The sequence below is a fragment of the Prosthecobacter sp. genome (assembly GCF_029946185.1).
Taxonomy (GTDB): Bacteria; Verrucomicrobiota; Verrucomicrobiia; order Verrucomicrobiales; family Verrucomicrobiaceae; genus Prosthecobacter.
In genome coordinates this window covers 42,988-57,211 of sequence record NZ_JAQSEA010000046.1, presented here as the reverse complement: position 1 = coordinate 57,211, position 14,224 = coordinate 42,988, and the positions used below count along the sequence as shown (strand labels likewise).

At 60.7% G+C, this 14,224-nt stretch carries 4 protein-coding genes; 3 read left to right on the top strand and 1 reads right to left on the bottom strand.

The annotated features are described in order from the left end of the window. The first annotated feature begins 79 nt into the window (after window positions 1-79). Genes PSV43_RS02815 through PSV43_RS02805 form a run of 3 tightly spaced genes read left to right on the top strand, consistent with a single transcriptional unit; the run spans window position 80 to window position 10,666 of the window. Entirely contained in the window at window positions 80-6,628 is a 6,549-nt protein-coding gene (locus tag PSV43_RS02815; RefSeq protein WP_300193559.1) for an autotransporter-associated beta strand repeat-containing protein, read from the top strand. Between the two features lie 54 nt (window positions 6,629-6,682). Then, a complete protein-coding gene (locus PSV43_RS02810; RefSeq protein WP_300193557.1) occupies window positions 6,683-9,292 on the top strand; it encodes a DUF1549 and DUF1553 domain-containing protein in 2,610 nt (869 codons plus the stop codon). 6 nt (window positions 9,293-9,298) lie between these two features. Then, entirely contained in the window at window positions 9,299-10,666 is a 1,368-nt protein-coding gene (locus PSV43_RS02805; RefSeq protein WP_300193555.1) for a DUF1501 domain-containing protein, read from the top strand. Window positions 10,667-11,019: 353 nt separating this feature from the next. Here the strand turns inward: PSV43_RS02805 and PSV43_RS02800 are convergent, their stop codons facing one another. Next, on the bottom strand, window positions 11,020-14,139 hold the full coding sequence (locus PSV43_RS02800) for a PVC-type heme-binding CxxCH protein (RefSeq protein WP_300193553.1): 3,120 nt from the start codon (window positions 14,137-14,139) through the stop codon (window positions 11,020-11,022). Window positions 14,140-14,224 lie beyond the last annotated feature (85 nt).

Here is a 14,224-nt window from a genome sequence, read left to right as displayed (position 1 = left end):
GCCAAAAAGCGACGACTGAACGGGTTGCCCTTCCGGTCTGAAACCCACCGCTGACCTGAAGGGCTCAGCCATCATGCCCATGCCTTCTTTTTCAAAAACCTGCCTCGCTCTCGCATGCACCTTGAGTGTGCTGCTCATCAGCACGTCCGCGCAGGCGGCGGACCGGATCAAGGCAAATAATACGACCAATCTGAACAACGCCGGGAGCTGGAGCCCTGGCGTGCCCGACTTTGGAAATATGGCAGTCTGGACCAATGTCGTCACCGGGGCAAACAGCACAGTTCTCGGGGGAAATGTGACCTGGCAGGGCATCCGAATCGCGGACCCGGGAGGCCTAGTCACGATTGGCGCGGGAAACACCCTGACTCTCAGCGCCGGGCAGGCAGGCATCAGCATCGACATGAGCGCTGCCACGCAAGATCTCACCATTCAGTCCGGGCTGACGCTGAGGACCGCCGTTGCCCAGTATTGGAATATTGCCGCTGGTCGGACGCTGACGTTGAACACCGGGGCTGTGACCCGTGGTGCGGGGGCCACACTCAACGTGCAGGGCGCCGGTGTGGTGAACACCACGAACATCTTCAACGACGCCACTGGCATCATCGGCCCGTGGGCCACCATTGGCAGCGGCACCTCCGCACGGTATGCCATGATCGACGGCAGCAACAACCTCGTCCTTTATGCCGACGGCACAGCAGCAGCCACAGCGGCAGCCGTCTCGGACACCACCGGACTGGTTAATTACGATGTGGCCGCCGTCGGCACCGTAGGTGAGGGAGCGACCTTCAACACGCTGCGCTACACCGGTGCGGCCGGTACCATCGCCGGCAATTTCGCGGCCAATGGCATCCTGACCGCAGGTGCTGGCGCGCTCATCGTGAGCGGCAATGTCACCATCGGTGCCAGCCATGAGCTGGTGTTCTTCAACGGGGACAGCAGTGCCCTCCGCGCCATCACGGTGTCCGGCATCATCAGCGACAGCGTGACGGGCTCCACCGTGACGAAGGGCGGGCTCGGCCTCCTCACCCTTTCAGGCAGCAACACCTACACCGGGGTGACCTCCATCTCCCGGGGCAAGCTGTCCGTGGCGAACAACAACGCGCTCGGCTCCACTGCGGGCGGCACGCGTGTTGGCATAAGCGGCAGCTTGTCGCTGGCGGGCAGCATCACCACGGCGGAGTCGATCTGGCTGGATGACCTCACCAACGGAATTTCCGGCTACCTCATGATGGAAAACATCGGTACGAACACACTTACGGGTGCCATTCGTCTGAGCAACAGCGTGCGCTGGCAAAGCAACGGGACCCTGAATTTGACGGGAGGCATCTCCACCACCAATGGCAATGGCGGCACCTCTTTTGTGGTGCAGGCGGCGACGACCATGAACATCACCGGCAAGCCACTCGCGCTGGGCGGTAGCGGCACCGTGTACATGGATAATGCCGGCAAAACTATCGTGCTCGGCGTGGTGGGCAGCACCTACGGGACGACCAGTCTCTACGCAGGCACTTTGAAGGCCGGCCTGGCCAATGTCTTTTCCAGCAGCGCCGCCGTCAACTTCAGCACGAGCTACAGCGCCAGCCTGGCCACCTTGGACCTCAATGGTTTTGACCAGGCGGTGGCCGCCATCTCCACCACCGTCTACTCGGTGCGTCCTGGCTATGACCGCGTCATCACCAGTGCCACGACCGCCACGCTGACCACCGGGCTCAACAATACCAACACCACCTTTGACGGCAGGTTCACCGGAGCAGTTTCAGTGACCAAGGTCGGCACGGGCACCTTCACTCTGACGGGGCTCAGCACCACCACAGGAGGCCTCACGGTCAACGGGGGCACGGTGAATTTGAACTTTGCCCGCGCCGCCACAGGTCAGAGCGGGGCAGGAACTGTGAGCGACTACCTCACCAGTGCCGCCCCCCTGACGCTGGGAGGCGGCATTTTTCAACTGACTGGCAGAAGCAATGGCACCGCCACCACACTCACGAACGGCAGCTGGGCGATCAACACTGATAGTATCACCGTGGCCTCCACGGCCGGCCTGGCACCAGGGCAGCTAGTTTCCAATGCCAACTTTGCTGCGGGTGCCTATGTGGTCAGCGTACAGAGTGCTACTGTGTTTATCATCAGCGCCGCGCCGACCGTGGCAGGCTCCGGTGCCACCATCTCCGTCACGGCGAACAACCTCATCACCTCCCAAAGCTTCTCCGGTTTAAATCTTAATGCCGGAGCTTCGGGTGTCACGGTCACACTTCCTTCCAACGCGTCGGATGGGACGGTGCTTAATCTCGGGGCCATCACGCTCAATGCTGGAGCGACGGTGAATTTTACGCTGCCAACGGGCGTGCAGAGCGCCACCAATGGCATCACGACGGACACGACCAACACCAATGGCATTCTGGGAGGCTGGGCGCGGGTGGGGAATGCATGGGCGGTCAACAGTACGAATGCGGCCGGTGGCAACATCGTGGCTCTGACTACCTACACGGATGTATCCAGACTGGGAGGAACGATTGCCTCCAATGCCGGGGCCAATGTGCGCATCATTGAGGCAGGTGCGAGCGGAAGCATCAGCCCGACTGCGGCAGGAACCACGGACATCAATACCCTGCTGCAAAACGCTGCTGGCGGTACGGCCACGTATGATCCGGGCACTGGCGATGTTTTGCGCCTTGGTGCGGAAGGCGGCATCATGGTGGCCAGCAATGCAGGTGCACTGACCCTCGGTGCGAGTGCTGATGATGGCGTCCTTACGGCTGGGGGAGCGGCTGCGACAGCGGGCACGCTTTACCTGACGAACAATCATGCGAGCAACCTGCTGACGGTGAATTCCACGATCACTGACAATGGTGGAGGAGTTGTCAGCGTCACCACTTCGGGTGCAGGCATCATCGTCCTAGCAGGCACGAACACGTACACCGGACGCACCGCCGTGGGTGGCGGGACGCTGCGAATTTCGAACGAGCAAAATCTTGGGAATGGTCCGCTGAGCTTCACCGCTGACCAGCTCATTCTTGGGGGTGGAACGCTGAACACCACCGCCAGCTTCAGCATTGATGACGTTAATCGCGGCATCACGCTTGCTGCGGCGGGTGGCACTCTTTCGGTGAATGGCTCCACTACGTTGACGGTGGCCAATGTCATTGCGGGCACGGGAATCCTTACCCAATCTGGAGCAGGTACGCTGGCCCTCACGGCCGCGAACACCTACTCAGGCGCGACGCTGGCCAATCTCGGCACGCTGGCGCTAGGGAATGTGAATGCCTTGCAAAACAGTACGCTGACCACGGCCACCGCAGGCAACGTCACCTTCACGCTTGGGGGGGCGAACACATACAATCTTGGCGGGCTCGCAGGCAATGACACGGTGGCCTTGGGGGCGAACACTCTGAGTGTCGGGGCCAACAATGAGACCACCGTCTTCACCGGTGTACTGACCGGCACGGGCGGTCTGGTGAAAGTAGGCGCGGGTACGCTCAACCTCACTGTGGCGAGCACCTACTCGGGTGACACGCGAATCGAAGGCGGCATGATCGTGCTTGCCCATGCGAACGCACTGCAAAACAGCACGCTGGACACCGGCAGCGCCGGCACCCAGAGCGCCAACCTCACCTTGGGCGAAGGCACCACGTACAGCATTGGCGGGCTGAAAGGCAGCGCCGATTTCGATCTCGCGGTTTCCAATCTCAGCGTGGGTGCCAACAACCAGAGCACCACTTTTTACGGCGTGCTGCAAGGTGCCTTCAACAACAACGTCATCAAAGTGGGCAGTGGCACCCTCATGCTCGCAGGCAACAACACGTACATCGGCACCACCACCGTCAGCGGGGGCAGCCTTTTCATCGGTGGCACCAATCTTTCCAGCATCACGGTGCAGGCGGGAGCCGAACTCGGCGGAGAAGGCAGCACCACAGGGAACCTTGTTTTCCTGGGCAGCACCCACACCCTCGACATCAACGCTGATACTGCGACGGCCCTGGGTTCCACTTTGACGGGCAGCCTGGATGTGAGCGCCCTTGATGTGGGCGGCTTCACCATCAACATCACTGGCATCGGCACGGGAGCGATCAAAGTACTCACTTATGGAAGCGGTGGATTCATGGGTGATGTGAACCGGTTTTCTCTGGGAACCAGCACCGTCAGCGCACACGGAGCGGGAGGTTTCATCGACAACGGGATCGACGCGATCATGGTCGATCTGGGTTATCTCACCAACACGTGGGTGGGTGGAGACAGCACCCACCCCAACTACTGGGACGTCGGAATCACCGCGAACTGGTCGAACGCCAAAGACAGCGTCTTTCAAAATGGGGACGATGTGATCTTTGCGGACGGTGCCGCAAGCTTCACGCCGATTCTGCAATCGAACATCAGCGTGGGTGCCGTCACTTTCACCAACACCATCGGAACGGATTACACGGTGAGTTCAGCGGCAGGACAGATCCTCACGACGGCCAATGGGATTGCGGTCAACGGATCGGGCAATGTCACGATCAACAGCGTGATCTCGGGCAATGGAGGACTGACACAGGCAGGCACGGGAATCACGACACTCACCGCAGCCAACACTTACACGGGCGCGACAGTCATCACGGGGGGAATGCTCCGCATAAGCGATGAGTCGAATCTCGGCACCGCGCCTGGGGTCTTCACCGCAGGGCAGATCACTCTGAACGGAACGGGGGCCACCCTCACGGCGGCCGCGAGCTTCACCATCAATGACACGAACCGTGGCATCATGCTGGGGAGCAACGGCGGCAGTCTCGGTGCGGACGCCACTGTTACGCTCACTGTTGCCAATGTCATCAGCGGGACCGGTGGTTTGACCAAAAGCGGGGCTGGCACCGTGAGTCTGGCAGCGGCCAATACCTACACCGGCCTGACCACCGTCAGCACAGGCATCATGGAACTGCACAACGTGACCGGTGGCAATGCCATCGCCGGGGATGGTGTAGCCGGGACCAATGACATCGTGGTCAACACCGGCGGCACCTTGAAGCTCGCGGCGGCAGATCAGATTGCCGATGATGCGATTGTACAGCTCAACGGGGGCACCTGGAATCTCGGGGGATTTAACGAGACGATTCGAAGCTTGAGCGGGACTTTTGCCACCACGATTCCCACTCTGACACTCGGTGGGGGCACGCTGACCTTGAACCGGATTGATTGGGACAACAATCCTGGGACCTCCAACAGCCAAACTCTGGGTGATACCGGCACGCTGCGATTCGTGGCTGATGGTGCCACGCAAGCGGTGTTTGAGACAAATTATCTGGGTGTCTTTGGCGTCACACCGGGGATACAGATTGATGCCCTGAGCCTGAGTTTCCGCGCCGGAACCTACGGCACCACGTTTAATGGAAAAGTGTCTGGGACCGGCAAACTGATCTTCGATGGCATTGGTGGAGCGGGTGGTCTCACCCTGACCCATGCGGCCAACGATTACTCCGGCGGGACGCTGTGGATTGCGGATAGTGGCATCAATGGTGCCTGGGATCTTTTTACGGTCACTGCCAGCGGGGCACTGGGCAGCGGTGATGTGACCCTCCAAGGCGGAAACCAGAACACCTGGGTGGCAGGATTCGTCGGCACACCGACAGCTTTCACCTTCAGCAGCAACACCACGCAGGCCAACCATTTCATTCTCAGTGGTGATGCCACGATCTCCGCAGGCAATACAGCCACCGCCACCGCTACAGCGGACCGGGTCACATTGTCCGGGGACTTCGATCTCGGCAGTCATACGCTTTACATGCGTGGTGCAGGCACAGGGACGATCAGCGGTACGATCTCCGGCACGGGCGGTGTCACCAAGATCGACACGCCCGGCACGTGGGTGCTCACGGGTGACAACACCTACACCGGTGCGACGACGGTGAATGCCGGGCAATTGCAGGTCGGGAGTGGTGGCGCAGGCCAGACCGGCACAGGAGACGTCACTGTGCAGAGTGGTGGCACTCTCTTTGGCACGGGGATCATTCAGGGCCCGAACTTTACGGCTGAAAGCGGCTCCACGGTGCATGCGGGAGACAGCACGGCTGCGAGTTCTTTTGGCACTCTCAATTTCACTCCTGTCACCGGTGGCGGCACTCAGAGCATGGGTGGGCAGGTCATTCTGGACATTGGCACGGCCAATAACACCGGAAGTGTTGATCCGACCTTTGGTGGCAACGTGGTCGGAAGCGCTGGCTACATCACGTATGTCAATGACATCAGCCGCTCTGAAGGACTTGGAAGCGGCAGCCACGATCTGCTTTCGTTCAACAACGCCGGTGATGCGTCGGGCTACAATCTGACTGTCTCCGGAACTTTGGAGGTTCGCACCAGTGGCTTCAGCGCCGAGTATGGCCAGATCTACAATCTCCTCGACTGGTCCGGCCTGGTGATCACGGACTTCACCGGATTTGATGTCGGAACCAACTATCGCGATGGTTCTGGGGATGATGCCAGCCAGTTTAACCTGCCCACGCTGAGCGGGGGCCTTGCATGGGATGTGAGCCAGTTCACGACCAGCGGCATTATTGTCGTGGTGCCGGAACCGGGGCGTGTGGTGCTGATCTTGCTTGGATGCGCTGCGTTGGTCTCGCGACGCAGGCGTGGCCGCGTGCAAATTCGGGTGCAGGATTGAGCCGAGTCATCGGAATGGAAGGACTGTGCTGTCTGCGGACGTAGTAAGAGCTTCATGCTTCGTGTTCTTGTCCAGCTTGGTGTCTTCCTCGTGTCTGCCAGCGTGTTCGCGGCGGAGCACTGGGCGTATCAGCCGCTGCGACCCGGGACGGCTGGAAGCATTGACGAATTCGTGCGGCGCAAGCTGGTGGAACAGGGGCTGAAGCCTTCGCCACGGGCGGATGTGCGAACCTTGGTCCGGCGTGCCAGTTTTGATCTCACGGGGCTGCCGCCTGCTGGAGAGCATGACGGGTCGTTTTCGCAACTCGTGGACAGGCTGCTGGCTTCGCCGCAGTACGGGGAGCACTGGGCGCGTCACTGGCTGGATGTGGCGCGGTATTCGGATACCAAGGGCTATGTGTATGCGCGTGAGGAAAAGCGCTGGGTGCATGCCACGGGGTATCGGGACTGGGTGGTGCGGGCACTTTGCGAGGACATGCCGTATGACCGCTTTCTGCTGCTGCAGATGGCTGCGGACCAGGTGGTGCCAGCGGGCTCGGCTGATCTGGCGGCGATGGGGTTTCTCACGCTGGGGCGGCGTTTTCTTGGTGTCACCCACGACATCATTGATGACCGAATTGATGTGGTGACGCGTGGAACGCTGGGGCTCACGGTGGCGTGCGCGCGCTGCCATGACCACAAGTTTGATCCCATTCCAACGCGTGACTACTATGCGCTGTATGGTGTGTTTCAGAGCTGCGCGGAGGCGGTGGTGCCGTGTGCGACGGGGGAAGATCCGAAACTGGCGGTGCTGGTGACAAAGAATCATGATCTCATGACGAAGCGGCGTGAGGAGCAGATGGGGAGGACGCGGGCACGGGCCGCAGACTATCAGAAGGCGCTGTCGGAGTTGGAGAAGTATCCTGAGCAGGGCTTCGACCAGATTATCGATGTGAAGGATCTCAATCCTTTCATCGTGCATCGCTGGAAAGCGTGGGTGGAGGCTCATCCGGGGATTGAGCTAACTGAAGAAGTGCTTAAGAGGCCGGATTCACCGGCTTACGTGCCTGACGAGCACATCACGAACAATGAGATGTATTTCCCCTCGGGGGTCATCACCGAGCTGTGGAAGGCGCAGAGCGAGGTGGACCGCTTCATCATTCAAAACAGCGCCGCATCACCCCATGCGACCGTTTTGGTGGATCGTGAGCGTGCGGCGACGCCGCGTGTTTTCATCCGGGGGAATCCGCTGACGAAGGGCGATGCGGTGCCGCGGCAGTTTCTGAGCTTGTTCGGCGCGCAGCAGCCTTTCACGCAGGGGAGTGGGAGGCTGGAGCTTGCCAAGGCGATCATTGATCCGCGCAATCCGCTGACGGCGAGGGTGATGGTGAACCGGATCTGGCAGCACCACTTTGGACGCGGGCTGGTGAGTACGCCGAGTGATTTCGGCAAGCAAGGCACAGCGCCGAGCCACCCGGAATTGCTGGACTGGCTTGCGCGGCGTTTCATTGAATCGGGGTGGAGCGTCAAGGCGATGCACCGGCTGATCATGATGTCGGAGACTTATCAGCAGAGCAGTGGCGGCGGGGTGGTGGATCCGGCGCATGCTGATCCGGACAACCGGCTGCTGTGGCGCATGAGCCCGCATCGACTCAGCTTTGAGGAGGCGCGTGATGCGTGGCTGTTGGCTGCAGGACGGCTGAACCTAGAGGTGGGTGGTGCTCCCCTGCCCTTGTTTGCGGTGGGCAATCAACGGCGGACGCTCTACACGATGGTGGACCGTGAGAACCTACCTGCGGTGATGCGCACCTTTGATTTTGCCAATCCAGATCTTTCCATCCCGCAGCGGACGGAGACTACTGTGCCGCAGCAGGCTTTGTTTGGCATGAACCATCCGTTTGTCGTGCAGCAGGCGAAGGCGCTGCTGGGGCGTGCAGATGTCAAAGCGGCCGATGCAGCCGGGCGTGTGAGGCGCATTTATGGGCATCTGTTTCAGCGGGTGCCAACTGCGGATGAAATGGAGCAGGCGCTGCGGTTTGTGCAGGTGGATGAGCCACGGGTTATCGCGGAGGTGGATCACTCGAAGTCGTGGCAGTATGGCGTGGGAGAGTGGGATGAGAGCAGGGGCAGGGTGAAGGACTTCAAACCGCTGCCGCATTTCACCGGCAGTGCGTGGCAGGGGGATGAGGCATGGCCGGATGCGAAGCTGGGCTGGGCGCAGCTGACGGCGACGGGCGGGCATCCGGGGAATGACCGCAAGCATGCGGTGGTGCGGCGATGGATCGCGCCTGCGGACGGGACTTATGCGGTGAAGTCCACTTTGCTGCATGAGCCTGCTCCGGGCGATGGCATCCGCTCCTTCATCAGCCATAGCCAGCAGGGGCGACTGCATGCGGGGAGACTGCACCAGGGCAGTGCCGATTTGAACTTTGATACGCTGGCGTTCAAAGCGGGCGAGACGCTCGACTTCGTGGTGGACATCGGCGAGGTGCTTAACAGCGACCAGTTTTTGTGGACGATGCGGATTCATCAGACCGGCAACGTGGGTGCGGCTGGTGATGACGTTCCTGCACAGACTTGGGAGGCCGAAAAGGATTTTTCTGCGCAGCCGCGCTCGCAGCTCAACAACTGGGAGCAACTTGTGCAGGTGTTGATGCTGGCCAACGAGTTTATGTTTGTGGACTGATTACCTATGACACCCATTCTTAACCGCCGTGATTTTTTGCGCCGCTCTGGCATGGGGATGGGCATGCTGGGGCTGGCGGATCTGCATGCGGCTGCCAGTAACACGGGGAGGCCGCACTTTGCGCCTAAGGCGAAGCGGGTGATCCATTTTTTTCTCAATGGCGGGCCGTCGCATGTGGATACGTTTGATCCGAAACCGGCGCTGGCGCGGTATGAGGGCAAACCGGTGCCGAGCCACCGGCTGACGGAGCGGAAGACTGGGGCGGCGTTTCCTTCGCCGTTTAAGTTTCAGCGTTATGGGCAGAGTGGCATTGAGGTGAGTGAGCTGTTTGCGAAAACGGCGGAGCACATCGATGACATTGCGGTGATCCGATCCATGCAGGCGCAGGTGCCGAACCATGAGCCGTCGCTGATGCTCATGAATTGCGGCGACTCGGTGCAGCCGAGGCCGAGCCTGGGCTCGTGGCTGACGTATGGGCTGGGCAGTGCGAATGAGAATTTGCCGGGGTTCATCGCGATGTGTCCGGGCGGCATGCCGATCAAGGGCGCGGAGAACTGGCAGTCGGCGTTTTTACCGGGGGCGTTTCAGGGGACGTATGTGGACTCGAAGCACAAGGAGGTGGATCGTTTGATCGAAAACATCCGCAGTCCGCATGCGGACGCGCGGGTGCAACTGCGCCAACTGGAGCTGATGCGCCGCATCAATGAGGCACACAGGCAGGAGCGGAGTGATCCACGACTGGAGGCACGCATTCAAAGCTTTGAGCTGGCGTTTCGGATGCAGATGGAGGCGGCGGATGCGTTTGATGTGACGCAGGAGCCGCAGCACATCCGTGAGTTGTATGGCGAGGGTGTACATGGGCGGCAGACTCTTATTGCCCGTCGGCTGCTGGAGCGTGGTGTGCGCATGGTACAGCTCTGGCATGGCGCGGGGCAGCCATGGGACAATCATGATAATATTGAGACCAATCACCGCAGGCTCGCGGGGGAGATCGACCAGCCCATCGCGGCACTGCTGCATGACCTGAAACAGCGCGGCATGCTGGAGGACACGCTGGTCATTTGGGGTGGCGAGTTTGGCCGTACGCCCACGGTGGAGCTAAGCGGGGGCAAGTCCAAGCTGGGGCGCGATCACAATCACTATGGCTTCAGCGTCTGGATGGCGGGTGGGGGCATCAAGGGAGGCACGGTGTATGGCAGCACGGATGAGCTGGGCTTTGCTGCGGAGCAGAACCCCACCAGCGTGCATGATCTGCATGCCACGATTCTGCATCTGCTGGGTGTGAACCACGAGGAGCTGACCTACCGCTATGCGGGGCGGGATTTCCGGCTGACGGATGTACACGGCGAGGTGCTGCGGCGAGTGCTGGCTTGATTTGCCTGCTGTATGGGAATGCATGGCCGGGTGCGTCTGCTTCGGCGCCGCCAAACTGGCTCCTCGATCCGATTTTGGGAGGCTGCGTATCATGGGCATTGCCTTACGCTGGTGGACGGGCGGGCTGTCGCCACACCCATCCTACGACCCGCGCATGCGCTGCTGATGGGGTGATCCGATTGCAGTTCGCAAAACTCATTTCCGTTTAGCAGGTTGCTTCTTGCTCGAAAATTATGGGCTTCGACGGCGGCTGGCTGAGGACAGCCAGCCCTACCTGCGCCGGGCATGCGAGTATCTTCACGCTCGCTTTCCGGAAATCAGTTTCGCAAAACGCTAGATATGCGGAAGCAAGACTACTGCTTCAAATAGGCGATCAAATCTGCCATTTGCTGGGGTGTGATGGCGGCTTCGAGGCCTTCGGGCATGAGCGAGATGCCGGGACTGGTGAGGGATTTGATTTCGCTGCGGAGGACGGTGTCGGTGCCGCCATCTGCGCGTCTGAGGGTGAGGTTGCCGGCGGTCTCGCTGGAGATGAGGCCGGAGAGGGTGCGGCCGTCGTTGGTTTCGACGATGTAGAGCGCGAAGTTGGGAGAGACTTCGCGGTTGGGGTCGAGGACGTTGGTGAGGATTTGCTCTGCGGTCCAGGCTTTGATGGTGCCGAGGTTGGGGCCGACGTCGTTGCCGCGATCAAGATGACGGTGGCAGACCATGCAGAGGGTTTCGTAGATTTTTGCGCCGGAGGTGGGATCGCCGGCCAGAGTCATGACGGGTGCGTACTTGTCGATGACGGCTTTGCGATTGGAGGATGAGCCGTCGCCGATGAGTTTGGTGATGCGCTCGGCGAGGGCGGGTGTTTTTTGGCGGCCGAGCGTGGCCTTGGCGGCGACGCTGAGCTGCGAGGGGAGGATTTTTTTGGCTTCGACGGCGTCGAGGAGCTTGGCGATGCGGTCGGTGCGGGAGAGGAGGAGGGTGGTGGCTTTTTCGCGGAGTGCGGGGGTGAGTGTCGGCCAGGCGGTGAGGAGGATGTCGGCGACGGCGGGGTCGGGAGAAGAGCCGAGGGCTTCCAGAGCAGCCAACTGAAGTCCGGCGGACTGGGTGGGTGCCAAACATTTCAGCACCATAGGTTCCACCTGCTTCAATGGCTCAAACAAGGACAGCATGCGCAGAGCTTTGGTCTTGTCCGGCATATTCGATGCGGCTTGTTCGAAAACCTGATGCGACTCAGCCTGCCAGCGTGCTACATATTCCCGAGCGATTTGAATATGAGTTGGTTCATGTGCTGTCAGCAACTCGGTTGCTGTTCTGCCCGCCGCGCGCATGCCTTCTGCGATCGCCAGCATGATCTGACGTTTCTGATCATCTGGAAGGCCCTTGTGAGCAGCCACATCGCAAAAACAATCTGAAGGAGCAGGCCACTTCCCGTGCTTGCGCCCTATCATCCACCCTACCGAAGAAAGAAGCTGGACCTGACGTGGCTCCAGCATTCCATGCTGGAGAAGACCGTCAAATAATTCGATTTCATTGAAACCCGAACTTAGGAGCGCTGCCTCAAGCCATGGGTCGCCTGCGTCGAGAATAGCAATATCCGTCACACCCGTTTCCGGAGTCCCCTGCCAATAGCCATGCCTTAAACCACCGAGTGCAAACGCTGTGCTAAAGCGCACCCCTTTTGAAGGATCGTTGCGCAGGCTCTTAATCTCTTGCACTGAAGACAAACCTTCGATGCTGGCATAAGCTTCGATGCTTTGCGCCCGCACTCGTGGGTCGGGGTCATGCAGAGCCATCCGAAGTATCTCCCGACGAGAATTTTGCAGAGTTTGGTGAAGCATCTCTTGTCCATCCGGATGAAGCAGCCAGTCCGTTTTTATCGCAATTGCCTGGACCGCCCCCAATGCAGCGATTCGTCCCTGCGCGGTCTTCCCCGCCTTCACCATCACCCTCAGCGGCTCCATTGCTGCCTTGTCCTGGCGCTCGAAGAGGAGGCGCTGGGCGGTTTCGCGGTGCCAGGCGTTGGGGTGGTCGAGGAGGGCGACGAGGTCGGGGGTGGGGGCGAGGCTGAGCTTGGGGGTGGGGCGGGGTTTGAAGGGTTTTGCGGGGGCGTTTCCGGAGCCGCCTGAAGGCGGTACTACAATGCGGGGAACCAGACGGTAGAGGCGGCCTTTTTCGCGACCGCGGAGGAGATCGACGGCGGTGTGAATGTCGTCGGGGATGCTCCAGGGGTGCTCGATTACTTCGCGGTACATGTCGCAGACGTGGAGGCAGCCGTCGGGGGCGTTGACGAAATTGACGGGACGACACCAGAGGTCGTCGCTGGTGCAGAAGTTTTTCGTTCCATCGACCTGCACGGCTTTGAAGGTGACGCCGTCGGGAACGAGCTTCATGCGGTAGAAGAGATTGCCGGCGACATCGGCGACGAAGACGAAGTCGCGGTACTCGGGTGGGTAGGTATCGCCACGATAGACGGTGATGCCTGCGGAGGAGGTGACGACGCCTGCGCCGACGAGTTCGCTCCTGGGCAGTGTGCTGCCTTCCTGCACCCAGCGTTTGGCGCGGAACTCCCGCCAGGGTTCGGCAGGACTGGTGCGATAGACTGGGAGCTGGTCGCCGGCTTCGGCGCAGTCGTTGAGGGCGCTGGGGATAACGAGGTAGGGATTGCGCGCGAGGTAGCGGTAGGGCAGGACGACGTGCTGGCAGGGATTGCGAATGTTGCAGAGGAAGCGATTGCCCCAGTCGTCGAAGGTATTGCCGAAGCGTGCGCCGCCGCTTTCGAGGCGGACATCGCCGGTGCTGGGATCGAAGCTGAAGTCGTTGCGCTTGATGGGCAGTGGTTTGAAATCGTCGGGAAGTGGCATGACGGACTCGCTGCCGGGGGCGCGCTGGATTTCGCCGCCGTTGCTGCCGCCGGCGATGTAGATGCGGTGGTCGAGGCCCCAGATGGGATTGTTCATCACGGCCTGGACGTTGAGCTTTTTGAAGCCGGTGAAGATTTTTTGCCGCACGTCGGCCACGCCATCGCCATTCGTGTCCTTGAGGTACCACACATCGGGGGTGGCGGTGACGAAGATGCCGCCTTTCCAGCAAGCGGCGCCGGTGGGCCAGGAGAGGCCTTCGGCGAAGACGGTGGACTTGTCGAAGACGCCGTCGCCATTGGTGTCGGTGAGGAGGCGGACTTTGCCGATGGACTGGTCGGTGGGGTTTTCCTGGGCGTGCTTGTGGCGCTCTTTGTCCGTGTAGGGGTAGTCGTTCATCTCGCACACGTAGGCGCGGCCGTCTTCGTCGTAGGTGATGGCGACGGGATCGGTGACGAGGGGCTCGGCGGCGATGAGCTGCATCTCGAAGCCATCGAGGACGTGGAAGGTCTTCGCGGCGTTTTGCGGCTCGGTGGGCGGTGTGGAGGGGAACTGCAGTTCCTCAGCGGACCTGCCGGTGAGAGGGAGGCACAGAGCCAGGCATGCGATCAACGGACGTTGCATGCAGTGAGGACGGCACTAAAGGGCTGGTTCTTGCCTTGCACCCTGCATCCACGGCTGGATGACAGTGCCTTTTCTTCATGGTAGG

What these genes read in the sequence shown, in the direction of transcription:
- PSV43_RS02805 (WP_300193555.1), top strand. Translation starts at nt 9,299, where the DNA reads ATGACACCCATTCTTAACCGCCGTGATTTTTTGCGCCGCTCTGGCATG.
- PSV43_RS02800 (WP_300193553.1), bottom strand. Translation starts at nt 14,139, where the DNA reads ATGCAACGTCCGTTGATCGCATGCCTGGCTCTGTGCCTCCCTCTCACC.
- PSV43_RS02815 (WP_300193559.1), top strand. Translation starts at nt 80, where the DNA reads ATGCCTTCTTTTTCAAAAACCTGCCTCGCTCTCGCATGCACCTTGAGT.
- PSV43_RS02810 (WP_300193557.1), top strand. Translation starts at nt 6,683, where the DNA reads ATGCTTCGTGTTCTTGTCCAGCTTGGTGTCTTCCTCGTGTCTGCCAGC.